The sequence below is a fragment of the Candidatus Paraluminiphilus aquimaris genome (assembly GCF_026230195.1).
Lineage (GTDB): Bacteria > Pseudomonadota > Gammaproteobacteria > Pseudomonadales > Halieaceae > Luminiphilus > Luminiphilus aquimaris.
This window is the reverse complement of the sequence record NZ_CP036501.1, coordinates 1928193-1955001: the sequence shown is the minus strand read 5'-3', so window position 1 is coordinate 1955001 and position 26809 is coordinate 1928193. Positions and strand designations below refer to the sequence as shown.

At 52.2% G+C, this 26809-nt stretch carries 24 protein-coding genes; 9 read left to right on the top strand and 15 right to left on the bottom strand.

All coding sequences use genetic code 11. From position 1 onward, the window contains the following. Nucleotides 1–9: 9 nt before the first annotated feature. The 4 genes from serS to E0F26_RS08910 are packed head-to-tail and all read right to left on the bottom strand — an operon-like array spanning nt 10 to nt 4665. Nucleotides 10–1308 (bottom strand): serine--tRNA ligase, encoded by a 1299-nt coding sequence (serS, locus tag E0F26_RS08925; protein ID WP_279241313.1) that lies wholly within the window; start codon nt 1306–1308, stop codon nt 10–12. A gap of 59 nt (nt 1309–1367) precedes the next feature. After that, entirely contained in the window at nt 1368–1742 is a 375-nt protein-coding gene (locus E0F26_RS08920; RefSeq protein ID WP_279241312.1) for a fluoride efflux transporter FluC, read from the bottom strand. After that, a complete protein-coding gene (locus E0F26_RS08915) occupies nt 1739–2335 on the bottom strand; it encodes a LolA family protein (protein ID WP_279241311.1) in 597 nt (198 codons plus the stop codon). Before E0F26_RS08915 ends, E0F26_RS08920 begins: the two co-directional genes overlap by 4 nt. After that, nucleotides 2332–4665 carry a DNA translocase FtsK gene (locus E0F26_RS08910; RefSeq protein WP_420887685.1) on the bottom strand — a complete coding sequence of 778 codons (2334 nt, stop codon included), beginning with the start codon at nt 4663–4665 and terminating at the stop codon, nt 2332–2334. The genes E0F26_RS08915 and E0F26_RS08910 overlap by 4 nt, the downstream gene beginning before the upstream one ends. A 189-nt stretch (nt 4666–4854) precedes the next feature. On the opposite strand from E0F26_RS08910, the gene trxB reads away from it, so the two are divergent. Both trxB and aat read left to right on the top strand, forming a co-directional pair. Continuing rightward, a complete protein-coding gene (gene trxB, locus E0F26_RS08905) occupies nt 4855–5802 on the top strand; it encodes a thioredoxin-disulfide reductase (RefSeq protein ID WP_279241310.1) in 948 nt (315 codons plus the stop codon). Nucleotides 5803–5816: 14 nt separating this feature from the next. Further along, complete coding sequence (gene aat, locus E0F26_RS08900; protein WP_279241309.1) at nt 5817–6458, top strand: leucyl/phenylalanyl-tRNA--protein transferase; 642 nt, start codon at nt 5817–5819, stop codon at nt 6456–6458. Between the two features lie 43 nt (nt 6459–6501). Here the strand turns inward: aat and E0F26_RS08895 are convergent, their stop codons facing one another. After that, a complete protein-coding gene (locus tag E0F26_RS08895) occupies nt 6502–7155 on the bottom strand; it encodes a hypothetical protein (protein ID WP_279241308.1) in 654 nt (217 codons plus the stop codon). A 370-nt stretch (nt 7156–7525) separates the two neighbouring features. Between E0F26_RS08895 and E0F26_RS08890 the strand changes: the two genes are divergently transcribed. Further along, nucleotides 7526–8296, top strand: a complete 771-nt coding sequence (locus E0F26_RS08890; protein WP_279241307.1) for an arginyltransferase — start codon at nt 7526–7528, stop codon at nt 8294–8296. Nucleotides 8297–8298: 2 nt separating this feature from the next. On the opposite strand, the gene infA is transcribed toward E0F26_RS08890, so the two are convergent. From infA to icd, 4 genes are all read right to left on the bottom strand, one after another. Further along, nucleotides 8299–8517 carry a translation initiation factor IF-1 gene (gene infA, locus E0F26_RS08885; RefSeq protein WP_007233846.1) on the bottom strand — a complete coding sequence of 73 codons (219 nt, stop codon included), beginning with the start codon at nt 8515–8517 and terminating at the stop codon, nt 8299–8301. An 89-nt stretch (nt 8518–8606) separates the two neighbouring features. Beyond that, complete coding sequence (gene clpA / locus E0F26_RS08880) at nt 8607–10889, bottom strand: ATP-dependent Clp protease ATP-binding subunit ClpA (protein WP_279241306.1); 2283 nt, start codon at nt 10887–10889, stop codon at nt 8607–8609. Between the two features lie 3 nt (nt 10890–10892). Then, nucleotides 10893–11255, bottom strand: coding sequence for an ATP-dependent Clp protease adapter ClpS (clpS, locus tag E0F26_RS08875; protein ID WP_279241305.1), 363 nt, complete (start codon nt 11253–11255; stop codon nt 10893–10895). A gap of 328 nt (nt 11256–11583) precedes the next feature. Further along, a complete protein-coding gene (icd, locus tag E0F26_RS08870; RefSeq protein ID WP_279241304.1) occupies nt 11584–12840 on the bottom strand; it encodes an NADP-dependent isocitrate dehydrogenase in 1257 nt (418 codons plus the stop codon). A 147-nt stretch (nt 12841–12987) separates the two neighbouring features. On the opposite strand from icd, the gene E0F26_RS08865 reads away from it, so the two are divergent. The 6 genes from E0F26_RS08865 to E0F26_RS08840 are packed head-to-tail and all read left to right on the top strand — an operon-like array spanning nt 12988 to nt 18391. Next, the gene (locus E0F26_RS08865; RefSeq protein WP_279241303.1) at nt 12988–13653 is read left to right on the top strand and encodes a pseudouridine synthase; all 666 of its coding nucleotides are present in this window, start codon (nt 12988–12990) and stop codon (nt 13651–13653) included. After that, entirely contained in the window at nt 13643–14095 is a 453-nt protein-coding gene (locus tag E0F26_RS08860; RefSeq protein WP_279241302.1) for an NUDIX domain-containing protein, read from the top strand. Before E0F26_RS08865 ends, E0F26_RS08860 begins: the two co-directional genes overlap by 11 nt. Next, nucleotides 14092–15207 (top strand): tRNA 2-thiouridine(34) synthase MnmA, encoded by a 1116-nt coding sequence (mnmA, locus tag E0F26_RS08855; RefSeq protein ID WP_279241301.1) that lies wholly within the window; start codon nt 14092–14094, stop codon nt 15205–15207. The genes E0F26_RS08860 and mnmA overlap by 4 nt, the downstream gene beginning before the upstream one ends. Further along, nucleotides 15204–15863 carry a high frequency lysogenization protein HflD gene (gene hflD / locus E0F26_RS08850; RefSeq protein WP_279241300.1) on the top strand — a complete coding sequence of 220 codons (660 nt, stop codon included), beginning with the start codon at nt 15204–15206 and terminating at the stop codon, nt 15861–15863. Before mnmA ends, hflD begins: the two co-directional genes overlap by 4 nt. 43 nt (nt 15864–15906) lie before the next feature. Beyond that, the gene (purB, locus tag E0F26_RS08845; protein WP_279241299.1) at nt 15907–17277 is read left to right on the top strand and encodes an adenylosuccinate lyase; all 1371 of its coding nucleotides are present in this window, start codon (nt 15907–15909) and stop codon (nt 17275–17277) included. 4 nt (nt 17278–17281) lie between these two features. After that, entirely contained in the window at nt 17282–18391 is a 1110-nt protein-coding gene (locus E0F26_RS08840) for a cupin domain-containing protein (RefSeq protein ID WP_279241298.1), read from the top strand. Here E0F26_RS08840 and E0F26_RS08835 read toward each other — a convergent pair. The 6 genes from E0F26_RS08835 to E0F26_RS08810 are packed head-to-tail and all read right to left on the bottom strand — an operon-like array spanning nt 18388 to nt 26739. Continuing rightward, complete coding sequence (locus E0F26_RS08835) at nt 18388–18696, bottom strand: Rieske (2Fe-2S) protein (RefSeq protein ID WP_279241297.1); 309 nt, start codon at nt 18694–18696, stop codon at nt 18388–18390. The two genes, E0F26_RS08840 and E0F26_RS08835, sit on opposite strands and share 4 nt — an antisense overlap. Nucleotides 18697–18700: 4 nt before the next feature. Next, the gene (gene meaB, locus E0F26_RS08830) at nt 18701–19675 is read right to left on the bottom strand and encodes a methylmalonyl Co-A mutase-associated GTPase MeaB (protein WP_279241296.1); all 975 of its coding nucleotides are present in this window, start codon (nt 19673–19675) and stop codon (nt 18701–18703) included. Beyond that, nucleotides 19653–21800, bottom strand: coding sequence for a methylmalonyl-CoA mutase (scpA, locus tag E0F26_RS08825; RefSeq protein ID WP_279241295.1), 2148 nt, complete (start codon nt 21798–21800; stop codon nt 19653–19655). The genes meaB and scpA overlap by 23 nt, the downstream gene beginning before the upstream one ends. After that, entirely contained in the window at nt 21800–22210 is a 411-nt protein-coding gene (gene mce / locus E0F26_RS08820; protein WP_279241294.1) for a methylmalonyl-CoA epimerase, read from the bottom strand. The genes scpA and mce overlap by 1 nt, the downstream gene beginning before the upstream one ends. A 15-nt stretch (nt 22211–22225) precedes the next feature. After that, nucleotides 22226–25000: an ATP-binding protein gene (locus E0F26_RS08815; protein ID WP_279241293.1), complete on the bottom strand. Its 2775-nt coding sequence runs from the start codon at nt 24998–25000 to the stop codon at nt 22226–22228. Nucleotides 25001–25029: 29 nt separating this feature from the next. After that, nucleotides 25030–26739 carry an acyl-CoA carboxylase subunit beta gene (locus E0F26_RS08810; protein WP_279241292.1) on the bottom strand — a complete coding sequence of 570 codons (1710 nt, stop codon included), beginning with the start codon at nt 26737–26739 and terminating at the stop codon, nt 25030–25032. Nucleotides 26740–26809 lie beyond the last annotated feature (70 nt).

The following is a 26809-nucleotide window of genomic DNA, read 5'->3' as shown; positions in this document are numbered from 1 at the left end:
ATCTGCTTATTAACGTGGGGTAATGATATCGGTGCCCATGTAGGCCGCAATTGCCGCGGGAAGGACAATGGAGCCGTCAGCTTGTTGTCCGTTCTCAACCACCGCCACCAGCGTCCTACCCACTGCCAAACCGGAACCGTTCAGGGTATGAAGGAGCTCAGGCTTGCCCGTCGTGGGGTTTCGCCATCGTGCTTGCATTCTTCTTGCTTGGTAGTCTCTAAAATTCGAACAACTTGATATCTCACGGTATGCACTCTGACCGGGCAACCACACTTCTAGATCGTAGGTAAGGGCTGCACTGAATCCCAGATCGCCACCGCACAGTCGCACCTTACGATAAGGAAGCTCCAGAGCCTGTAAGATCGCTTCCGCATGACCGGTAAGGGCTTCCAGGGCCTCGTCAGACTGTTCGGGTCGAACGGCTTGCACCAACTCAACTTTTTCAAATTGATGCTGGCGAATCAACCCGCGTGTATCTCTCCCGTAACTCCCCGCCTCGCTCCGGAAACACGGCGTATGTGCTGTGAAGCGAAGTCCGCCCTCCCCCAACTCCGCATCTTCAACGATACGGTCTCTCAGCATGTTGGTGACAGGCACTTCGGCGGTTGGTATTAGATAATAATCGGAATCCCCTTCAAGCTTGAAGGAATCCTCGGCGAACTTCGGTAGCTGGCCCGTACCATATAGCGAGTCAGAATTGACAATAAACGGCACATAAACCTCTGTGTAGCCGTGTGTTTGCGTGTGTGTATCCAGCATGAACTGGGTCAACGCACGTTGTAGTCGCGCTAATCCGCCCTGCATAACGCTAAAGCGGCTACCGGTAATCTTGCCTGCCAGCTCAAAATCGAGTTGACCTAAGGCTTCACCAAGATCGGCGTGGTCCTTGGGAGTAAAAGACAGCTCAGCCGGTGTGCCCCACTTTAAAATCTCCTCATTATCGTCCTCATCTCGCCCTTCGGGCACGGCCCCATCAGGAAGGTTTGGGGTTTGCATCATCAAGTCATCAAGTGCTGTCTGAATTTCCTTTGCTTGCGCTACCGCCTGATCAAGCTCGTCAGAGAGACGATTAAGTACTTCGTTGACCTCTGCCTTCGCGTCGTCCACCGATTTGCCGGACGCGATTAATGCGCCAATTTGCTTAGAGGCCTTCTTTCGCTCGGCTAATAGTTCCTGGGACCGAATATCGGCCTCCTTGCGCTCAGCGTCGAGCGTAATGAAACGCGACACCGGGAAACTGTGGTGTTTCTTTTCCAGGGCATTAGCGACGGCTTGTGGGTCTTTGCGGACGAGTTTCAGATCTAGCATGAGTAAATGGGATTTAACCTAGAGTGCATTAGGGCCGGTAGTTTACCGTCAAAAATGGATTAGTCGATGATTGCGCGCGTAACGGTAAAACCAACATAGCAACCGAACAGACACAACAGAACGGAAGACACCGCATAAATACCCGGCCTGACATAATTACCAGCTTGAAGCTCGGTAAGAAGCTCTAGCGAAAAGGTTGAAAAGGTCGTGAACGCACCTAAAAAACCGACCATCAACCCCAATCTGACCGCTTCTGAGACATTTAAGCGTTCGAAAGCAATGAAACAGCAACCGATAGCAAGTGAACCTACAACATTCACGGTTAGCGTGGACAAACCGAATGCACCGACGCCGCTGGCGAGCATCCATTGATGGACACCAAATCGTGCCAACGCACCCATGGCGCCACCCAACGCGATATAGAAAGCGATCATTTGAATGCCTCGGCGTTTGACGTGGGTTTGATGCTGCGCTCGTCAAAAAAGTCCACATTAGCGGGCACTCGAACGTCAAACGCCTCACGTGTGGGGGCAACCGTAGACTCGATCGTTAGCTGAAAAAGCGTCTCACGCCCGAGCGGGTCAGCGAGGCGCATTTCCAAAAACGTTGGACTCACGACGCGCAGTTCAAAGGCGCTGATGGCCTCCATAGAACCCTCGGTCACCTCTTTAGAGAAGGCAGTGAGTTCGGCCTCATCAAGCCAAATTTTAGAAAGTGGCAGCTGTGCTGAACTGGGTACATCACGAAGAATAACGACATCCAAATCCCGATCAACCTGCCAAAATCCGGTAGAGTTCACCACCAACATTTGGCTATCCGGGGTTTGTATATCCCATAAATAATGATCGGGTTTGAGACTTGAAAATCGACCCGAGCTTCTCAGCGTGTCACCGGACGGTCCCTGAGTCTCGCTAGTAAACGTTCCCGACACACCCTCTAAACCGTCAAAGGGCCAGGGTGTCATCTCCTCTGATTGCGCAAACAGTGACGTGATCAGCAACAGAAGGCCCAGCATGTTGCGGATCAATCATCACCCCCTGGCGGTGGCGGAGCGAGAACCTCACGCTGCCCATTACTACCCATGGCGGAAACGACCCCCGTCGCCTCCATGGTCTCAATAAGTCTCGCGGCACGGTTGTAACCAATTCGGAGTTTGCGCTGAACTGACGAGATTGAGGCGCGGCGACTGCTACACACGTAGTGCACCGCCTCATCGTAGAGTGCATCGCTCTCCGGATCGTCATCGGATGAGGCAGCAGACTGCAATTCTTGGGCAGTTACCGGTGTTTGGCCTCCCTCATCGAGCAATCCTTCTATGAACTCAGGTGTGCCACGGCGGCGCCAATCGGCCACGACCCTATGCACCTCGTCATCCGAGCAAAATGCGCCATGAACACGGGTGGGCGTACTTGAGCCAGACGGCAAATAAAGCATATCGCCATAGCCAAGTAACTGCTCCGCACCACCTTGATCGAGAATTGTGCGGGAATCTATTTTTGAGGAAACCGAAAATGCCACCCGCGAGGGTATGTTTGCCTTGATGAGACCCGTGATGACGTCCACCGATGGCCTCTGCGTGGCCAGAACCAGGTGAATGCCTGCTGCTCTCGCCTTCTGGGCGATCCGTGCAATTAATTCTTCTACCTTTTTGCCCACGATCATCATCATGTCAGCAAATTCGTCTATCACCACCACGATGCTTGGCAAGGTTTCTAGCGCGGGAGCCACTTGCTCTTCACCGGTTAATTCGAGCACGGGGTCGGGAGTCCACAGTGGATCGTCAATCGGGGTTCCTGCTTTTTCCGCATCTCTCACCTTTCGGTTGTATCCGGCAAGGTTACGAACCCCGAGCAACGACATGAGCTTGTAGCGACGCTCCATTTCGGCGACGCACCATCGCAAGCCATTCGCTGCGTCCTTCATGTCAGTGATTACCGGGGTAAGAAGGTGCGGAATACCATCGTAGACCGAGAGTTCGAGCATTTTAGGATCGACAAGGATTAATCGCACATCATCGGGTGTGGCCTTGTATAACAGACTTACCAACATGCAGTTCACGCCGACCGACTTACCCGACCCCGTGGTACCCGCAACTAAAACGTGCGGCATCTTGCCCAAGTCCGCGACGATGGGTGTTCCCGCAATATCGTGTCCTAGGGCTATGGTAAGCGGCGATTTAGCATCATCAAACTCAGCAGAGCTTAAGACGTCTCGGAAATTAACGGTCTGCCGATCTGCATTCGGAATTTCAATGCCGACGACACTCTTCCCATGGATCACTTCAACGACCCGGACCGAATTCACGGCTAGGGATCTCGCTAAGTCCTTAGCCAGATTGGAAATCCGACTGACCTTCACTCCAGCGGCAGGTTGTATCTCAAAGCGCGTAACTACAGGGCCGGGATAAACCGATACAACTTCGGCCGTAATACCAAAGTCGGCGAGCTTTATCTCAAGGAGTCGCGATAAAGACTCCAACTCTGACGTTGAGTAGCCTCTGGGACCCGTTTGTGTGGGTGCATCGAGCAGCGCCAAGGGCGGCATGGGGGTGAGCTCAGCGGACTCAAAAAGGGGCTTTTGTTTTTCCCGCTCGGCTTTCTTGCCGACATTTTCAAGAAGCTTAGGTGCTTTGATTTTTGGCGGTGTACGCAGCTTTTCCTTTTCTACATGCGCTGCGATTTGCACACTTCGCTTCGCCTTTTCCGTCCGTAACTTCCGACGGTCATTGAAATCATCGATACGTGATCTCAGGGTGTTCATTGTGTTTATCGTTACGCTACCCAACTTCTCTGCGACGCGCATCCAGTCAATATCAAATGCTAGGGTGCCACCCAGCAACACGCAAAAACTCAGAAGCAACCTCGCTCCAAAGTCAGAGAATGCGGCTGTGAACCAAGAAGCGACACCATAACCGATAATCCCCCCGGTCCCCTGTGGCAGAAACGCTTCCTGAGGTACGACTATCTGGATTAGACCGGCACTGGCAGCCAGGAATGTAACCCACCCAAAGCTCGAGATGACACGATCTGTGGAGGTAACGCCACGGCTCACGACCGGACGAATCGACCTGTATGACAATAGTAAAAGAAGCAACGGGACGCCAAGCGCCAGAAACCCGACCAGCGAGTAGACCATATCGGAAAAATAGGCCCCAACGACGCCGCCTTGGTTACTGAGAACGTCACCCGCCCCGCTTGAACTCCAGCTGGGGTCAGACGTACTGAATGTCAACAGACTAACCAGCGCAAAAGAGGCGCCCGCAAGACCGGCAATGAAGCCTACGCTCGCCATAGCACCCGGCACGCTCGCTTCAGTGTCCCCTTGTGGCACCTTGGAAGGAGTGTTCTTAGTAGGCAATTCTGAATCCCCCAGTGGTTTGCGGCATCATACCATAAAGATATTTCGGCTATTTTTTGAAAATTAACATTATTAATCAATCACTTGAAGTCGCATTGAAAACCTCGAGCAATGGAATAATATTTCGCTGGCGCCTGTAATGCGGTAGGCTCTGCCCTCGCATTTTTTGACCATGGAAAATCCTTGAGAATGAGTACATCGAATCACCACCGTTTAATTATTTTGGGCTCTGGCCCCGCCGGCTACACCGCCGCTGTTTACGCGGCGAGAGCGAACCTCAACCCTATTGTCATAACGGGTATGCAGCAGGGAGGACAACTCACAACCACAACGGAGGTTGAGAATTGGCCAGGTGGTCCTGAGGGACTTCAGGGGCCCGCGTTGATGCAACAAATGCAAGAGCATGTTGAACGCTATGAGGCCGCTATTGTTTTTGACCATATCGAAAGCGTGGATCTTGCTCAGCGTCCTTTCACATTGTCTGGAACACATTCTTATACCTGTGATTCGCTGATTATTGCGACAGGGGCGTCGGCACAATACTTGGGGCTGCCCAGCGAAAGCGCCTTTATGGGCAAAGGTGTTAGTGCCTGTGCCACTTGCGATGGCTTCTTCTACCGAAATAAAGAAGTGGTTGTCGTTGGCGGGGGTAACACCGCGGTAGAGGAAGCGCTTTACCTGTCCAATTTGTGCAGTAAGGTACACCTCGTCCACCGTCGCGATGAGTTAAGAGCAGAAAAAGTACTTCAAGATCGCCTCTTCTCTCGAGCCGAAGAGGGGCGCGTAACGCTTAATTGGCACCGACAGCTAGAAGAGGTGCTTGGAGATGAGAGTGGCGTTACGGGGGTTCGATTGGCCTCAGCTAAGGGTGAGCCGTCAGCGGAACTTAAGGTTGATGGTGTTTTTATTGCTATAGGCCACAAACCCAACACGGATATGTTCGTGGGGCAGCTGGACATGAATGACGGTTACATTAAAACCCTCTCGGGATTGGACGGGAACGCCACGCTTACCTCGGTAGAGGGCGTGTTTGCGGCAGGCGATGTTTCCGATCATGTATACCGACAAGCGATCACCTCTGCAGGCTTTGGCTGTATGGCAGCGTTGGACGCTGAAAAGTATCTCGACGCACAGTAGCGGCCCCTCTCGATATGATCGAGCCGTTTCCGCCTACTGAAAATGCGCTAAAAGACCCTAACGGTCTTTTAGCCGTAGGCGGCGACCTAAGCGCTGAGCGGCTGTTACACGCTTATCAGCGAGGCATATTTCCTTGGTATGAAGAGGGAGAGCCTATTCTATGGTGGACGCCAGATCCTCGCGCCGTGCTGTTCCCAGATGAGCTCCATGTATCGCGATCGCTGCGTAGATTTCTTTCGAAGTGCAATTGGGAAGTATCCGTTAATCGCTGCTTCGATGAGGTTGTGTCAGCCTGTGCGGACCTTACTGAGGAGCGATCAGCGACATGGATAAGCAGCGATATTGCAACCGCTTATTCTCAACTTCATCTTTTGGGTTATGCGCAAAGTATTGAAGTCTTCGATGGCGATGAGCTCGTTGGTGGCCTCTACGGCGTCGTGCTTGGGCGGGTATTCTTTGGCGAGTCCATGTTCTCGCGGCGCGCCAATGCATCGAAGGTGGCACTTCACTACCTTTGCTCAAAAGCGCCCTTCCCTGACCTCGAGCTCATAGACTGTCAAATGCCGAATGCGCACCTAGAGTCACTGGGCATGACGCTTATTTCGAGAACGAAGTTTGAAGGACTGCTCCGGGACCACTTAGGGCCTTTTGAATAACACTCAAGTCCAACAAGGGTCATTGATAAACCCAGCGATTCACTCAGTCTTGTCCCGACCTCACCTCGCGCTTGAACCAAGCATGCGTCACAAGGGCAATGTAAATAGGTATGCCGAGCTCGAGCACCTCCTCCAGTGCCCCAAGGAACGCACCAATCTCGGGAGCGACGTCGATACCCAGTGGCTGCAATTTGCGAGGAAGACCGTCTATCGACTTAGAAAAAGCGAGTAAGAAGAACACAATTGCAACCCCAACGGCTTCGGGTGTCTTTTGCTTTAAACCCGAGAGGAATCCCGTGAAGTGCCGAGATAGGATCATGTAGACAGACCAGATCAATATTGTCACGACGATTAACCCAGCAAGTTTCTCACCCGCTGGGACATCTGGGCTGATGAAAAAGCGCGATTTTAGAATACCTATGGTCGTAAAAGCCTTATCAAAATCAAGCTCGCGACAGCCAAAAAGGGTCACTAATACAGCGAAATAAGCCCGGTAACGAAGAAACTGCTGCCCTCCTCGAGCAAGCATAAAGGCGGCGCAGGCGAAGTAGCCAAAGGCTGATGCACGCTCAATAAGGCCGGACTCGGTCAGCAGGATATGTTCGACCGATTCTCGAAACCCAAGGACAATTGCACTCAGCAAAGCCAGGCCAACGGCGACATAACCGTAATACGTGAAGTACTTACTTTGGCTCATGGGAGACCTCGTTTAGTTGCTCAGAACACCGGTTCAAAGCCATTTCGTTTCTCGATGGGTTTTTAACGTTCAGCGTTAGCGCAACGTCAGCGTTGCTTCATCCGCGGGCCGTCTCACATTTAACCGGGTGAAAAAGCTTTTACCGACGGAGTCATTATCGTTTGAATGATCGCAAAATAAGGGTTGTTAAGCCACCCGAGGAAGCTTGAGACGCTAGCCGGGGTGCTGCATGCGTCGTGACTATGACTCACCTCGAGTGTGAAAATAAGCACTGGCGTCTTTGCCGGGAGTGGTTATGTCACTACACTAGGCGTTATTGAGAGGGCGTTATGTTGGGCGCTCGGATACAAGAACAGACGCGAGCAATGCAGTGACGGCGAATCTCCGGGAAATTAAGGTCTTTACCACCTTCCCACATCGGTGCTCTTACCTCCCCGAGAAGGAGGCAACGACTTTATTTGTGGATCCCCGCCAGACGATCAGTCCCGAGCTGTACACAGAGCTTTCCCTCATGGGCTTTAGACGTAGCGGCGATCATATATACCGGCCCCACTGTAATAACTGTAGCGCCTGTGTTGCTGCCCGCGTTGTTACCAGTGGCTTTAAGCCCAGTAAAAGTCAACGTCGGGTCATTAATGCCAACGGAGACTTACGGCTCGAAATCACCGACTCGGTAAGTGGGGACGACGAGGCCTACGCCCTTTATGAACGCTACATTACGGGGAAACACGCTGACGGTGACATGTACCCACCCGACAGGGAGCAGTACGAGTCATTTTTGAATAACAGTCTCGGCTCGACGCGCTACTTTAAGTTGTATGAAAACAACACGCTCGTTTGTGTTGCCGTGTCTGACGAGATGCTCGATGGCTTCGCGGCGATTTACACCTTCTATGACCCAAACTTAGAAAAGCGAAGCTTGGGCACGTACGCCGTGTTGCTGCAAATCTCGCATGCGAAAAAGCGTGGTATGCCTTACATCTACCTCGGCTACTGGATAGAAAACTGCCAAAAAATGAGCTACAAGACGCGCTTTCAACCGCTAGAGATGCTCATACAAGGAAGGTGGTACGGGGATACAGGTGACAAACCGAGTGATTTGTCACCCATTCCTGTCGTTACATTACCGTCCGATCTCTGAGCTTACCGCTCGCGATAAGTAATTCGGCCTTTGGTCAAATCGTATGGGGTCACCTCAACACGCACTTTGTCCCCAGTCAAAATCCGGATGTAGTTCTTGCGCATCTTTCCTGAGATGTGCGCTGTAACGACATGTCCGTTCTCCAGGCGTACGCGGAACGTGGTGTTAGGGAGTGTGTCGATAATCTCCCCTTCCATTTCGATTTGATCTTCTTTAGCCATTAAACCTACCTAATTGAACTGATGGCGCGCACTCTATCTCAAAGTGCGCGTTGGGAAAACCATCAGTTGCTGGCATTACGCGTAATTTCTTACGCTGGAACTGCTTCCTCGGAGATCTCGACAACGGCCGATACCGACAGACCATCCCCCTCAGCATTGACACTCACTTGAGCAATGCCCCCTTTTGACAGCTCCCCGAAGAGGACCATATCCGCCAGAGGCTTTTTAATGTGCTCCTGAATTACCCGCTCCATGGGACGGGCGCCCATGTTTCGATCATACCCTTCCTCAACCAGCCACTCACGGGCACTCTCATCTACGTGTAACTGAACACGCTTTTCGTCTAGCTGGGTCTGAAGCGAGGTTAGGAATTTATCAACTACCGTAAGAATGACGTCCTGATCCAGTGGCTCAAAGGGCACTATCGCATCAAGGCGGTTCCGGAACTCCGGTGTAAACAGCTTGTTGATCGCCTCCATCGCGTCGGTGCTGTTATCTTGCGTAGAGAAGCCGATAGAACGTTTCGCTATGCTTTCTGCACCCGCATTCGTGGTCATCACAACAATGACGTTACGGAAATCGGCTTTTCGGCCGTTGTTGTCTGTCAGCGTTCCGTGGTCCATGACTTGGAGCAGTAAATTGAAGACCTCTGGATGGGCTTTTTCGATTTCGTCCAATAGAACGACCGAGTGAGGATGCTTCGTGACCGCATCGGTCAATAACCCACCCTGATCGTAGCCGACATAGCCAGGCGGAGCCCCAATAAGACGTGACACGGTGTGTCGTTCCATGTACTCCGACATATCGAAGCGCAACAACTCAAGTCCCAGCTGCATTGCGAGCTGCTTGGTCACCTCCGTCTTTCCCACACCTGTGGGGCCGGCAAGCAGGAAGCTACCGATAGGTTTATCACCAGAGCGTAACCCGGCTCGCGCTAACTTAATCGAGCTTACTAGCTGGCTTACGGCCTTGTTTTGACCAAACACAACCAAAGAAAGATTGGACTCCAGCTTCTCAAGGAGCTCTTTATCATCACTGTTGACTGTTTTAGGTGGAATTCGCGCAATCTTCGCGATCACTGCCTCGATATCGCCTGGTCCCACTACCTTCTTTCGCTTGCTCACCGGCTGGAGCTGCTGGAAAGCGCCCGCCTCGTCAATCACATCAATCGCCTTGTCCGGCAGGAATCGGTCGGTAATATACCGTGCTGCCATCTCGGTTGCCGTTCGAAGCGCTTTATCGGTGTAACGAAGGCCATGATGCTCTTCAAAACGCGATTTCAACCCTTTCAAAATCTTATAGGCGTCATCTACCGATGGCTCGAGTACATCGACCTTTTGGAAGCGCCGGCTCAAGGCTTTGTCCTTATCGAAAATACCTCGGTACTCCGCATAGGTCGTAGAGCCAATACACCGTAGCTTGCCCGAACTCAGCAGGGGTTTTAACAAATTGCTTGCGTCCATCACGCCACCGGATGCGGCGCCCGCACCAATAATAGTGTGGATCTCGTCGATGAAGAGGATCGACCCATCGCGACGCTTCAAGTCAGCCAGAACACCCTTAAAGCGCTTTTCAAAATCACCTCGATACTTAGTACCAGCGAGCAGTGCGCCAAGGTCAAGCGAGAAAACCTCTGCAGTCTTTAATGTATCGGGCACCTGACCGTCTACGATGAGCTTCGCCAGACCTTCGGCAATAGCCGTTTTTCCAACGCCTGACTCGCCCACAAGCAAGGGATTATTTTTCCGACGACGCGCCAAAATTTGTGCGACGCGCTCCACCTCGTCAAGGCGGCCGATCAGCGGGTCTATCTGCCCCTGAATGGCCTCTTCGTTGAGATTTGTTGCGTATTTATCAAGTGGGCTTTCCTCTTCATCGGCGCCCTCATTCGTGCCTGCGCTGGTCGGAAACTCGTCATCGGCGCCCTCTTCCTCGTCCTCTGATTTGCTCACTCCGTGCGTAATAAAATTAACAATATCAAGCCGCGAAATATCTTGGGTTTTCAGGAAATAGACGGCTTGGCTCTCCTGCTCGGAAAATATAGCGACCAGAACATTGGCACCTGTTACTTCGGCTTTGCCAGAACTTTGTACATGGAATACAGCGCGTTGCAGGACCCTCTGAAATCCGAGCGTCGGCTGTGTATCCACCTCCTCATCGCCCGAGACCATCGGGGTTGTCGCATCGATAAACTCGACCAGATCGCCGCGTAGCCCGTCCACATTAGCGCTACAAGCCGATAGCACCTTCAATGCCGCAGGGTCATCGAGCAGTGCGAGCAACAGATGCTCTACCGTTATGAATTCGTGCCTCTGGGCCCTGGCCTGCTTAAAAGACTCATTTAAAGCCCGCTCAAGATCTTTACTCAGCACTGTTCATTCTCCTTCATCATCTTGTGAGGGCTCTACCTCGCATAAGAGCGGGTGGCCGTTGTCTCTAGCTGCTTGATTGACAAGCTCTGCCTTAGTTTCGGCGACATCGCGTGTGTAAATACCACACACGCCTTTTCCTTGGGTGTGCACGGCCAGCATGACCTGCGTCGCCTTCTCACGGTTCATCGAAAAAAAGTGCTCCAGCACCTCAATGACAAACTCCATAGGCGTGTAGTCGTCGTTGAGGAGCACAACTCTGTACAGCGGGGGCCGCTTGGTTTTCGGTTTGGCAGGCGCGACCGCAAGATCGCCCTCATCATCACGATCGGGAGAGGACGCAGATGCATTAATAGACAGTCGGTTCATTTGATAAATCATGGGTCACATGTGTAACAGCGTTTGCACAGTATAGTCTAGTACGTAAATCGCTGTGTTCTGGTCGATACTTTGTCACTACTAATCTGATATCAAATGGGACAAGTCTGATCGTCAGCAGACCATCGACAACGCTTATCCCAGTGATTAGCGGTCAAGATTCTAATTCGACGGTGATTTTCTGCCGCTCCCACGGTATGAAAGGCCGCATTGTTTTTGATCGAAACATCAGAGTGTCTCAAAGAAGAAACAGTAGAAGCTGCTTTTCGTGAGGCAAAAAAAAGCCCGCTACTGCGGGCTCTCTCATTAGCCATTGAACTCAGTTCATGTGGTCAATAATGGCGTCGCCAAAGGCAGAGCATGAAACCTCTGTCGCGTTATCCGTGAGACGTGCGAAATCATAGGTCACTGTTTTAGCTTGGATAGCACCATTCATACCGTCTATCACGAGGTCCGCGGCCTCATTCCATCCCAGATGCCGCAACATCATTTCTGCCGACAGAATTAAAGATCCGGGATTCACCTTGTCCTGACCTGTGTATTTAGGCGCGGTGCCGTGTGTTGCCTCGAATAAGGCAATATCGTCAGACAAGTTTGCGCCAGGCGCGATTCCAATACCGCCCACCTGCGCGGCCAATGCGTCGGAGAGATAGTCACCATTGAGGTTCAAGGTCGCTATGACACTGTACTCTCGGGGACGCAACAAAACCTGCTGCAACATGGCGTCAGCAATAACGTCTTTGATGATGATGTCTTTGCCAGTGTTCGGATTGGTGATCTTCACCCAAGGGCCGCCATCAAGAAGTTCTCCACCGAACTCTTCCATCGCCAGTTCATATCCCCAATCGCGGAATGAACCCTCGGTGAACTTCATAATATTGCCTTTATGGACCAATGTTACCGAAGGCAGATCTTGATCAATGGCATACTGAATGGACTTTCTGACTAATCGCTTAGTGCCCTCTGCAGATACGGGTTTGATACCAATACCGACATTTTGTGGGAACCGGATCTTAGTCGCGCCCATCTCGTTGATCAGAAAGTCGACCACCTTTTTAGCCTCATCGGAATCCGCTTGGTATTCGATACCCGCGTAGATGTCTTCCGAATTCTCCCTGAAGATAACCATGTTGGTATCGCCAGGCGCTTTCACGGGTGAGGGAACACCCTCGAACCAACGAACAGGTCGCAAACAGGTGTAGAGATCGAGCTCTTGTCGTAAGGCCACGTTGAGCGATCTGAAGCCGCCACCAACCGGTGTGGTCAGAGGGCCTTTAATCGCCACAAGGTAAGACTTGATTGCGTCTAACGTCTCTTGTGGAAACCAGTCGCCCTCGTAGAGTTCAGCCGCTTTCTCACCGGTGTAGATCTCCATCCAAGCGATTTTCTTTTCTTTGGCGTACGCTTTTTCAACCGCCGCGTCGACCACTTTGATCATGACCGGGCTAATATCAATGCCAATACCATCCCCTTCAATGTAGGGGATAATCGGTGTATTCGGTACGTTGAGGCTGTGATCCTCATTCGCGGTAATAGGTGTTCCCTCTGCAGGAACCTTGATGTGCTGATAGGCCATAAAAGTCAGATCCTTTCTGTTTGATTGACTGGCTGGCTGAGCTGTCGCTCGCCCCCGATTGAATCATCTCAAGCGATTCGTTTATTGTGTGGCGGTTATCCACCTCTTATGTCGTAAGTTTACCACTTTTTGCCAAAGACTAACGCGATGAATCGCCTGTTATTGTTAAACAAACCCTTTCAAGTGCTCTCGCAGTTCACCGACCGTGATCGGCCTGACAATCCCAGAGCAACACTTGCAGATTACCTCACTGCGCCTGAATTTAGAGCCGCTGGGCGTCTTGACTATGACTCTGAGGGATTACTGATCCTCACTGATGACGGGGTTTTGCAGGATCAGTTAGCCAATCCCAAACACAAACAGTGGAAAACTTATTGGGTGCAAGTAGAGGGCAAGGCAACTATTAAAGCGTGCAGAGCACTCGAGCAAGGCGTCTTACTCAAAGATGGGGCGACCCTGCCGGCACGCTGCAGACTTTTGCAAATACCGACTATTTGGGATAGAAATCCACCCATTCGTTACCGTGCATCGGTTCCTGACAGCTGGATTGAGCTCTCCATTTGTGAAGGGCGGAACCGTCAAGTACGACGCATGACCGCGGCGGTGGGCTTTCCAACGTTGCGGTTAATCCGAAAAAGCATAGGCCCCTACTCCGTCGACGGCCTGGCGCCGGGTGAGCACACCTACGTGGAACCCATCACAGCTCAAAGCGGGAATAACACGAGTAAGCGCCAACCGAGTAGCTTTTCAAAACGGGCAAGAACAAGATCAACCCGTGATAGCAAGCCTAGGCAGAACACACATGATGACTGATGACCGATTCACCCCGCACGCTACCGTTGCGACGGTAATAGAGCGCCACGGCAAGTTTCTTCTGGTCGAAGAGTACAGTCAGGGCAAGCGAGTGCTTAATCAACCTGCTGGACATCTCGAGCCGAATGAAACGCTGCTCGAGGCTGCCGTGAGGGAAACGCTTGAGGAGACGTGCTGGCAGATCGCGCTTACTGGGTATTTGGGTGTGACCATTGTGAATGGCGCAAATGGCGTATGCTACCTGCGTCATAGCTTTGTGGGCACACCCATCGAATACAGTGAAAGCTTCGAGCGAGACGCAAAGATCATCGACACCCATTGGCTGACACGCCACGAGATTCAAGAATCCACAATCGCGCTTCGGCATCCAGTAGTGCTCGACATCATCGATCAGTATTTAGAGAATAAGGCCGTGTCTTTGAATCTCGTTCGCAGCCTATGAATTACAACAACGCTATTAAAGTGATCGTCGGTATGTCTGGCGGCGTCGATTCCTCTGTTTCCGCCTTGCTGCTTAAAGAGCAGGGTTATCAGGTCGAAGGTCTGTTCATGAAGAACTGGGACGAGGACGACGGAACCGAATACTGCACGGCAAAAGAGGACCTTGCTGACGCGCAGAGCGTGGCAGATGCCCTCGGAATACGTCTGCACGCAGCAAATTTTGCCGCGGAGTACTGGGACAACGTTTTTGAACATTTCCTTAAGGAGTACAGCGCTGGCCGCACACCAAACCCTGACATTTTGTGTAATAAAGAGATCAAATTCAGAGCCTTTCTCGACTTCGCCAAGTCACTTGGAGCAGACAAAATCGCGACCGGTCATTATGTACAGACAGGGATATGCCAAGAAAGAACCACGCTTATCAAAGGGCGTGACAAGAGCAAAGATCAAAGCTATTTCTTGCATCAGGTAGACCATGAAGCCCTGGCAGACACCCTCTTTCCAATCGGAGAAATGGAAAAGGTAGAGGTTCGTGAAATAGCGAAAAAACATGAATTTGGTACTGCCACCAAAAAAGACAGCACGGGTATTTGTTTCATTGGGGAGCGCCGCTTTTCGGACTTCCTCTCGCAATACCTCAAGAAGAACCCTGGCCCCATAAAAAGCACGGACGGCGACGTCATTGGAGAGCATCAAGGACTGATGTATCACACGATTGGTCAGCGTCAGGGTCTGGGTATTGGCGGATTAAAAAACGCCACAGAAGCCCCTTGGTACGTCGTTGATAAAGATGTGCCAAGCAATACGCTGTGGGTTTGTCAGGGCAACGAAAATCCGGCGCTATTCGCTTGCAGTCTTCACGTCTCGGAGCTTTTTTGGGTAAGTGGGTCGGAACCTAAGATGCCGCTTAACTGCAGTGCTAAAGTCAGATACCGTCAAGCCGATCAAGCTTGCACTGTCAGCAAAGCCAGTGATGGGTATGAGGTTGTGTTTGCGACACCGCAACGGGCCATAACGCCCGGACAATCGCTCGTCCTTTACGAGGGAGAGGTCTGCCTTGGCGGAGGAGTAATTGAACAGGTTTCCGCGCGCATGGGAGAGAATTGGCAGTGAGTGATCGGTCGGACATTGAACAGCAAGTCATCGCCTTAGCGGGCGTTGCTCAGGCGGCGAGAATGGTTGATCAAGTTGCCAAAACGGGCACCTACCCTAGCGCTTTTTTCGAAGCCTCGTTGCGGTCACTTTTTGCATTCGATGTGCCCTCGACGGAGGCCGTTTTTGGAAATATACAAGGCGTCAAACTGGGGCTTCGCTGCATTGTCGATATGCTCACCGATGCGGCAAATGAAGATAATGTCGCGATGGGCCTGTATTTGCGTGGCTTATTTAAGCTTGAGACTCAGTTTAGAAAACGCGCTGACCTGCAAGAGGTCGTTGCTACACGCCTAGGGCACGTAAACTTCAAAGCGCAGCACTTTAGCGACGACGCGGTTGAGTTGGCGGCGAGCATAAGCTCAATTTATCAGGACACGATCAGTCACTTACCCTACCGAATCAAAGTAAAAGGTAGCGTGCAGCACCTGCAAGAAACCAAAAATTCCGATTTAGTGCGAACACTTTTACTGGCTGGCTTGCGCTCAGCGCACCTTTGGCATCAATTAGGAGGACGTCAACGCCACTTTATTCTACGTACCCGCCAGCTCGTCACTGCTGCTGAATCATTGAGCCGAGAGCTTTCACCCGTCGAGGGGAATGACTCCCTTCACTAGGCGCTCGCGTGTTAAACTATTAGGGCATGCTCGGAGCCCTAATATGACTTATCAAACCGCCACTGCCCTATCACCACTCGATGGGCGGTACGCTAACAAACTTGACCCACTACGGACTATTTTCAGCGAGTACGGACTTATCGCTCGACGATTGGAGGTGGAGGTTAAGTGGTTACAAACACTGTCTTCACTCCCTGAAATCACGGAAGTTCCACAGTTCAGCGCTGAGTCTGAATCCATGTTATCAGCGGTCCTGACTGCCTTTGATGTAGACGGTGCGGCGCAGGTCAAGGATATTGAAAAGACCACGAACCATGACGTGAAGGCGATTGAGTATTATCTCAAGGACGCGATTGCATCTGATCCCAGCCTTGCCGCGGCGAGCGAATTTGTACACTTTGCGTGCACGAGCGAAGACATCAATAACCTGTCTCATGCGCTAATGCTCAGGGATGGTGTTCCCGTTATTGCGAGAGAAATGCGGGCGATAATCGCAGGAATCGAAGCGATCGCGAGAGAACATGCGACGCTACCGATGCTCAGTCGAACCCATGGCCAAACCGCCAGCCCCACAACCTTGGGTAAAGAAATGGCCAATGTTGCGGTGAGACTGAAACGACAACTCGAGGCCGTTGAATCGGTCGAGCCGTTGGGGAAATTTAATGGTGCCGTCGGCAATTTTAATGCCCACATGAGCGCCTACCCCTCGCTCGACTGGGAGCGCATATCGAGAGAGTTCGTTGAATCGCTGAATCTCACTTGGAACCCAATGACGACGCAGATTGAACCCCATGACTACATGGCGGAGATGTTTCAGGCAATCATGCGCTTTAACACGATTATCATTGATTTTGATCGTGATATTTGGAGCTACATTTCACTCGGGTACTTCAAGCAAAAAACGATTGCCGGAGAAATTGGTTCTTCGACAATGCCGCACAAAGTTAACCCCATAGACTTTGAAAATTCTGAGGGGAATCTCGGACTTGCCAATGCCATACTCGCCCACCTTGCTGAAAAGCTACCGTTAAGTCGGTGGCAGCGTGATCTCACGGATAGTACGGTTCTGCGAAACATGGGCGTTGGCTTCGGCTACTCGCTCTTAGCGTATGCATCAACGTTAAAAGGCATTAGTAAGCTCGAGGTCAACGCAGCAAAACTCGCCGCTGATCTTGATAACAGCTGGGAAGTGCTGGCTGAGCCAATCCAAACCGTCATGCGGCGATATGGCATACCAGAGCCCTATGAGAAGCTCAAAGCGCTCACAAGAGGACAAGCCATAACCAAAGAGCTGCTCCAGGCCTTCATCGACACCCTCGAGCTACCAGCACCAGTCATAGAGGAGCTCAGGGCGCTGACGCCCGCTACCTACATCGGTATGGCTGATACATTGACGCAAAAGTGGTTGGACTAACGCGTTGATTTCGCCCCGCTTTCAGTTTGACGCACAGGCATTTCTTGTCGACTGCTGGCAACAAAAGCCAACACTGATTCGCGCAGCGATACCCGGCTTTCAATCACCGATTACGCCCGAGGAACTCGGTGGATTGGCCATGGAGGAACAGGCTGACGCGCGCATCGTTTCTTTTGATGGATCGCAGTGGACATTGGCGCACGGCCCGTTCAGTGAGCAAGATTTTCAGCGACAGGGTCAATGGAGTCTTTTAGTTCAACGCGTTGACGAATGGTTCCCAGAGGTTATGGCGCTTCGCGGCTGCGTCGATTTCTTACCTCAGTGGCGGTTTGACGACATTATGGTGAGTTACGCAACCGATGGTGCCGGCGTCGGGCCTCACTTTGATCTCTACGATGTGTTTTTACTTCAAGGTGCAGGGGAAAGGCGCTGGAAAATAGGCCCAAAATGCGACAGCACTACCCCGACACTTAGTTCCAGCGATCTTAGATTAATCGATGAGTTTGAGCCGATAGAGACTCACGTGCTCAAACCAGGAGACGTGCTGTACATTCCCCCCGGATACGCGCATTGGGGCGAGGCTATTGGCGAAAGTATGACCTTCTCCCTGGGGTTTAGAGCGCCCAGGATTAAAGATTTAATCGCGCGTCTCTCCGATACCCTGATCGATCAGATCAAAGACGATTTGTTGTTAGAGGACTGGGACTCGATGAAGGTGCAACCTCGTCCGGGTGAGCTCACCCGTAGTCACACTGACAATGCGCGAAGAGCTATCCTCAACACACTCACTGCACTCGATACAGATGATGCTTGGTATGGGGAATTGCTCTCTGATATGGGACCATCGCCTGAGCCCTGTGAAGAACCCATAGCGCGCTTTGTCGAACTCAATCCGAGTCAGCGTCTCGTCTGGCAAGAGACTAGCGAGCACATTGCGACTTACTTAGGGGGCGAGCTCTACACGCTACGATTACAAGATGAGACGATGCTCACTTCGCTCTGTGCGGGCGAATTCATTGATATAACCACGACCGACAGCTGTCAAATTGATATTCTCAGACAGTGGTGGTCTCTGGGCTTTCTAGAGGAACGTTTTCTCAATGATACCCACTAAGACGCCAGTATAATACCGACCTCATTTCCCTCGAAGTGAACGGTATAGACGGGTAGCGACGAGCAAAAACCCTCAACGTGAGCCCCGGACTGCAAGGAAAAACCAAAGTTGTGTCGCGGACAGATTACTGTCTGATTCTCGATCATGGCCTCATCGAGTGATTGTTCCTGATGCGGGCATACTGCGCCAAAGGCGAAAAATTCGTCGCCCTCTTTCGCCAAAATAAGCTCCAGTGAATCGATCTTAAATCGCTTGCGGTAGCCATCCTCAATGTTGATAAGCTTATCCAGTGCCAGGAAACGCATGGATCTATGACCTCGAACCGAGCATATTGATGATGTCGATCGCCGCACTGACCGGCGTCAACGTTCCGGTGCTTACCTTTTCTTTTATCGTGGGCAAAACCTGCTGGATCTCAGCGTTATCACTCAGTTGCTGTCGTAACATCTCGTCTGTAAGTTGCGACATCCACTGGAGATTTTGTTCTGCGCGGCGACGCTCCAACGCGCCCCTTTGCGTACCCTGCTCCCGATAACGCTTCATCATTGCCCAGCATTCCGCGATCCCATCCTGTTCTAACGCAGAGCACGTGTGAACCTCGGGTTTCCAGAAATCATTACTTGCAAGGAGCGACATAGCGCTTTGGTAGTGAAGCTTGGTTTTTCTCGCAAGACTCGAACTCTCGCCATCGGCTTTATTAATCATGATTGCATCGGCAAGCTCTAAAATACCTTTCTTAATGCCTTGGAGTTCGTCTCCTCCTCCAGGAAGTAGGAGCATGAGAAAGAAATCGACCATGCTGCCAACTTGATGCTCAGACTGCCCGACACCCACGGTTTCAACCAGAACCACGTCAAAGCCCGCCGCCTCACAAAGCAACATGGACTCTCGGGTTTTCAGCGCGACACCGCCTAGTGCTCTTCCTGCAGGAGACGGTCGTATAAATGCATCGGCCTCACGGGACAACCGCTCCATTCGAGTCTTGTCACCCAGAATAGAGCCGCCAGCCATAGGGGAACTGGGATCCACTGCCAAGACGGCGACCTTGTGCCCCTGCGAGATTAAATATTGCCCAAACGCTTCAATAAAGGTCGATTTCCCAACACCCGGGACACCCGTGATACCCACTCTGAGACTGTTTCCGGTCTGCGGGAGTAGTTGATTTAAAAGAACCTGTGAGGCCTCTCGGTCTTCGGGACGTGAGCTCTCGATAAGGGTTATCGCCTTAGCAAGGGCTCGTCTGTTACCCGAAAGAATGCTTTCAGCGGTTGGCGTTGACGGCATCTAGCACCTTTCGTGCTGCTTCAGGAATCGGCGTTCCTGGACCAAAGATGAGTGTGACACCTGCGTCGTAAAGATATTGATAATCTTGCTGGGGGATTACCCCACCGGCTATGACAACGATATCCTCCGCTCCCTCTGCTTTGAGCGCATCGATAAGTTGCGGCACGAGTGTTTTATGACCAGCGGCCAAGCTCGATGCGCCTACAATATGCACATCATTCTCAACGGCTTGACGAGCAACCTCCTCAGGCGTGGAGAACATCGGAGACAAATCGACGTCGAAGCCGACGTCAGCGAATGCGGTAGCGACGACCTTGGCACCGCGATCGTGACCATCCTGCCCCATTTTTGCTACCAACAGTCTGGGTCGTCTGCCGTGTTGTGCAACAAAGCCTTCTATATCCATGGAAATTTGTTTCCAGTCTTCATCCTGTTCATAGGCCGCACCATAAACACCCGATACCGTCTGCGCACTGGCGACAAACCGACCGAAATGCTTCTCCAGCGCTCCTGAAATCTCCCCTACCGTAGCACGATGCCGCGTCGCATTGACCGCCAGCTCCAACAGATTGCCATCACCCGTTTCAGCCGCCGCCGACAGTGCGTCGAGACAGGCAGAAACCGCAGCAGCGTCCCGCGTTTCCCGAATGTGCTTCAATCGCGCTACCTGAGAGTCGCGCACTGCATCATTGTCGACTTCAAGAATATCGACCGGATCTTGTTCATCAATTTGATACTTATTGACACCAACAATGACGTCCTCGCCTCGATCAATCCGCGCTTGTTTCTTGGCTGCCGCCTCCTCAATGCGCAGTTTAGGAAGACCCGTTTCAATGGCCTGCGCCATGCCCCCGGCATCTTCTACCTCTTCGATCAACGCCCGAGCCTTTTCGGCTATCTCATTGGTTAGCGACTCCATCATGTACGAGCCGCCCCAGGGATCGACGACCTGGCTTATGCCAGTCTCTTCTTGCAGAACGAGCTGTGTATTTCGGGCTATCCGCGCCGCGAAATCCGACGGCAACGCAATGGCCTCATCGAGCGCATTCGTATGCAGACTCTGGGTGCCTCCAAATACGGCCGCCATGGCCTCGATCGTCGTTCTCACGATGTTGTTATAAGGGTCTTGCTCGGTCAGCGACCATCCCGAAGTTTGGCAGTGCGTGCGTAACATTGAACTTTTCGGATTCTCAGGTGAGAACTCGCCCACAATCTCGGCCCATAAAAGTCGCGCTGCGCGCATCTTGGCGATTTCCATGTAGAAGTTCATGCCAATTCCCCAGAAAAAAGAGAGTCTGGGCGCAAAATCGTCGATATTCAGACCGGCCGCAATGGCGGTTCGGATGTACTCCTTTCCATCAGCTAACGTGTAAGCCAACTCGAGAGCCGCATTCGCACCGGCCTCTTGCATATGGTAGCCAGAAATCGAGATCGTATTAAACCGCGGCATGTTCTTAGAACAATAAGCAATGATGTCCCCGATGATGCGCATACTCGGTGACGGCGGGTAAATATAGGTATTGCGGACCATGAATTCCTTAAGAATGTCATTCTGAATGGTCCCAGCGAGCGCTTCTGCCCCAACGCCCTGTTCCTCAGCCGCCACAATATAGCCGGCCAGAACCGGAAGAACGGCGCCATTCATGGTCATCGAGACCGACACCTTGTCGAGTGGAATACCGTCGAAGAGCACCTTCATATCTTCGACAGAATCAACCGCGACGCCCGCCTTTCCCACATCACCCGCAACACGTGGGTGGTCTGAGTCATAACCTCGATGCGTCGCTAGATCAAAGGCGACCGAGACACCCTGCCCTCCTGCCGCAAGCGCCTTGCGGTAAAAGGCATTACTCTCCTCAGCCGTCGAGAATCCTGCATACTGCCGAATGGTCCAGCGCCGACCCGCATACATCGTTGCCTGAGGGCCCCGGATGTAGGGGCTCATACCGGGCATTGTATCGGTGTAGGGTAGTTCAGCGGTGTCCTCAGCCGTGTAGAGGACTTTCATGGGGATGTCCTCGGGCGTAAACCACGTAAACTCGTCAGGCGTTATGCCCTTGCTCTGCTTCTCTACGAGCGAAGCCCAATTCTCTTTGTTCGCTTTACTGGGGTCATAAATCGACATTAATGGTCTTCCTGTGGCTGCGAGAGTTCGACTAGCACGCCATCACAGCTTTTGGGGTGGATAAAGATGACGCGCGCGCCATGTGCTCCGGGCGTCGGTGCATCACTCAGGAATTGATAACCTTTGCCTTTTAAGCGTGCGACATCCGCATCGATATCATTGGTTCTAAAACAGAGGTGGTGTATGCCGCCGCCGCGCTTTTCGAGATATTTCGCGATGGGACCTTCACCACCCAAGGGATGAACCAACTCGATGCTCGACGGCGGTAAAGGGAAAAAGGCGGTTGTCGTTTTGGCTGCCTCTACGGGCTCCGTTCCCTGGTAATCGAGTTCAAAGTCAGTCATGAAACGCTCGATAGCGGCCTCTAAATCAGGGACGGCTATGGCTATGTGGTCTAAACCTGTAATCATATTTCTCTCCGCTGTTTAGGCAATAGCGTCCATTAATACTGCGGTGCTGGCCTCGCGACGGGCGCGAATTTCTGCCTCGGAAAGGACTTCTGGGCGTTCACTGGGTGTGACCTTGAAGATCGGCTGACCTTTCTTGATGATTACGCCATCACCCTCGACCAGCACCTCATCCACTACCCCATCAAACGGTGCGTTGACCTTGTTAAACATCTTCATGACTTCAACGATGAACAAGGGATCGCCCGCTTTGAACGTTGTGCCTGCCTCCGCATAAAGCGGCTCACCCGGCGCCTCACGACCATAGAACATCCCGCCGCTGGTTGCGACGATCTCATCAGCATTTGCCACAGGTGGTGGAGCCAGTGCTTTGGCCATCGCCTCTTGGTGGTCGTCATCGAGCAAGCGCTCTGGAATAAAGATGCTGAGGTCCCTATTAACACAAAGGTCATAGAACCCCGTCTTGTGGGCCAATGCGGGCAACAAGAGTAAGAGCGAAAGTCCCGCCTGATGACCTTTATGAGCACCTTGAATGGCGGTCCAGGTATCGGCGTCAACGCCTTCGGGCGCTTGAGCACCAAAGGCGCCACACAACTCGTCCCAGGTATCGACGTCGAGCTCATTTATCGCATCCAGATAAAAGGCGTCCGCCGTATCGAGTATTTCAGCATCGTGGGACCAAATTTGCTCTGAGGCGGCAGCCCGACCCTCATCATCAAGATTGAGGAAGTGGTAGGTATCAACCAAGATGTCGATTGGGTTTTCAGCGAACGTAATTTTGTCGCCATCCACACTAAACGCATCTTTATTGGCGCTTAGCCACCCCGAAAGCGTATGCGGACAGTCAAGCAGCTTCTGCAGTGGCCGCAGGATAAGCGTTTTCTTAGCCTCCAAGACGGACCCTGGTGTATCGCTATTGCGCTGGCTGTAAACTTTCCAGGCCGCCTCGAGGTCGATCTTTTTCGCATCCTGAGCTAACTCGCCCACCGCTGTCAGGTAAGGGACGATGAACTTCGTCGTAGGACGCGCGTGAACCGTTCGATTCAAGAACCAATGCACCAGCCCGTAATGGAAATTGAGGTTGGTACTCAGATCTCGACCACGCAAAGTGGTGACTCGCAGTATCTCCGCCATTCTCTCGTAAGACGTGAGCCGTGAATCCCCAACACTTAGAATCAATGCGATATTTGAGTCGTAAGCACCCGCCAAGGTGTACTTCATGAAGACATCAGTGTCTGGATTGTGGACGCAAATACCCTGATCGTCGCGTATTTCGCCCGCTACTGCGTCCGACCAATGCTCAATTTGACCGCCAGCGTGCGGCTGTAGGGCGTCATTTGTGGCGTTCATCCGGGCTTCTAAGCTGTCGTTATTCCGCAGCACGCGATTGGGCTTTGGTAGCGCTGGCCCGTGAGCTGCCAGCAGCACCATGGCTTCCACCAACGAGTTGACGATGAAGCTCTGGGTGGGGTCGTCGGGGTTGCTGAACTCCAGCGCGTAACAAAGCTCAGACACGCGATGCTCCACCTGAATCCGCGTATTCATCTCCATAAAAAAGTGACTGTCGGTGTCGACAATGCATTCAAACGTGGATACCGAATCAAGACCGACGGCCCCACCGAATCGCGAGGCCTCTTCTTCCATTGTGTCGAGCGTGACGACATCTGCCTTCAAAACCGCCGCCTCTTCGCTCAGGCCCGCGGCCGAGACCTCGTCTGCTGCCTCGAGTAAAGACTCGCGCGTTACGGAAACTTCCAGTAATTTTTGCTCGTGCATCTGCAGCGAACAGTCACGGCCACCCAGAGTCATGCACCAATCGCCATTGCCGATAACTTGAATCTCTTGGTGACGGGTCGATTCGATGTTGAGCTCTACTAGAACGTTTTTATTGTCGCCAACACCGGAGGCCTTCACCTCTTGCAGTATCTCTTTAACGAGCTCCCCTGTTCGTGCCGACTCGCCCCGCTCAACAATGCGCTGGCCCTTACCACCGCCGCCACCAATGGCTTTTAGACGTACCCGGTTGTTCGGGTACTTTTTATTCATGCCCTCAACCGCCTCTTTCAGCGTAGCAATGAGCTCGTCAATTGAGTAGATGTCGATACCCGCTTTGTAAGAGGCAGTCAGCACCCTGTCGGCAAGCTCCTCGACATCGTCTGTATCCAAATCAACCTCACTGAGGCCTCGATCGGCGCACAGCGCCGTGAGTGCTTGGGCTGTTGGGTATTTCTTCAGCAGCGTTAGTGCTGTTGCGTTATCGACACCCGGCGTAACCGATACACCGGCCTTTAGCGCCGTTCGCTTAGCCTCGTCTTTTAGACCAGCTTGACGCACCGTTCGCGAGCACGGCCCGATAAAGTTAAGGCCGGCATTTTCCATCGATGCAACCATCGCCTCATCTTCGGCCATGAACCCATAACCAGCAAAGATGGCGTTGTAACCCTTGTCGTGCGCGATCTGAATGATCTCCTGAATGCGCGCTTCACGATCGGCCTTATCAACGCCGGAATAATCGCTTACTCGATGAACCCGACTGGGATCTGTGATCGTTCTCAATTCGGGTGCAATAGCTCTCGGATAGACAATCGAATCCTTTTCGGAGAGCAAGATCCCGTAATTATCGATACCCATCTCATCAAACACGTCCATGGCTTCTTTTCGGATAGGGCCACGACAAATGATGAGAGGTTTTATGTGGGTGCAATCAAATTGCTTAACCCAATCGTTATCACTGGCACCAAGACGTCGGTCCTGATGAATCAGCGAATTATGCAAATAGTGTTCGTTTGACACAGTAAAACTCCAATCTAACTCGCTGATTTTTAATGGAATTCACGCTGAACGCCAGACATTGGCTCAGGTGTGTAATGGCGGAGACAAAACATAAGATGTTTCGCAATGACCGAACGGAGCTCTTGCGGCATCACAATCTGTGAGACAGATCCGAGGCTTAATGCCTCTTCCGGATTCATGATTTCTCTCTCATAGCGTTTCGCCAAATCGGCCTCGGTCGCTTTTGCCCAATCGGCCGCTGCGCTCTGTGCTTGAGACTGCGCGTCCTCATCCGAAACACCTTGTGAGAGCAACTCCGCTTTCATCGCTTCAAGGCGCTGAGGAATGGATGCGCGAATCGCTTTTAGCTCATCTTTATAAACGTACTCAACACCTGCTGGACCCATCACAGCCACTCGTGTTGTCGGGAGTGCGACGACGAAGTCTGCACCTGTTGGGTAATTGTTATACGACGCATAAGCGCCGCCAAAGGCATTGCGAATAAGAATAAGAAAGCGTGGAGTGCGCAGATCAACGATTGCATCCAGCATTGCCCGCCCAGCTTGAACAATGCCCCGGTGCTCCTGCTCCCTTCCCGGTAAGAATCCGGTTGTGTCCTCGAGAAACATGACGGGAATATTGTAAAGGTTGCAAAATCGGATAAAGCGCGCATTTTTTAACGCCGCATCAACATCAATCTGACCAGAAGCCACGGCAGAGTTGTTGGCGACAAAGCCCACTACGTGTCCACCGATTCGCCCTAGACAAGTAATTGTATTTTTAGCCCGCTCCTCCTGTATCTCCAGAAAGTCGCCGTGATCGCACAGCTGCTGAATCACTATTGAGCTATCGACCGGTGTGTTGAAACCGGTTGCCGACTCGAAGGCTGTCTTAAGCAAGGTGTCAATATCACTGGTACCTCGATCGATCGGGTCAGAACACACCTGAACACTCGGTGCTTGGCCGTTGTTATCGGGCAAGTAGCGAAGGATCTCTCGAACCTTTCGTAGCGCAGCCACTTCGTCCTCAACGACAAAATCGGTCACACCGGTCTGACTATGAACGCCAGGCCCCCCCAGTTCATCAGGGGTTATGTCCTCTCCGAGCACCGACTTAACAACGCCCGGGCCCGTTAGGCCAAAAAAGGTATCTTTGGGTTGAATAAGGAAGCTACCCTGGCGTGGCAGGTAACTACCACCGCCGGCATTAAAGCCAAACATGCACATAATGCTCGGTACAACGCCGGAAATTTTACGCAGTCCTGTAAAGGCCTCAGCGTAGCCATCTAAGCCCCCAACACCTGCGGGAATGTAGGCACCTGCTGAGTCATTAAGTCCGATCAGTGGAATGCCTCGCTCTCCAGCCAGTTCGAACAACCGTGCCAGCTTTTCACCGTTCGTTGCGTCCATGGAGCCGGCGCGAACGGTAAAGTCATGTCCATAAATAGCAACGTCACGACCACCAATTCGCCCTACCGCGGTCACCAGAGACGCACCGTCTAAATTGGGACCCCAGTTCTGATACAAAATCGTGGGCGCCTCATCGACTAAGAACTCGATGCGCTCCCAAACCGTCATTCGATTCTTACTGTGTTGGCGTTGAATGTTTTTCGCCGTCGCGGCAGTGCGGGGCAGCGCTTGCAACTCAACACCCCGCTTTATAGCGGCTTGGTAGTCAGTAGAGGGAGAGAGGTCTTGGTCCCTGTCAGCAAAGGGATTCGTGAGCGTGGGCGTCACGTCATTGGTGTGAGTAGTGTCCATTCTTATCCTTGAATGTTAAAAATCGCACGTGGGCGTGGTCAATCGCTATAGATTAGTCGCTAGGGGTTCA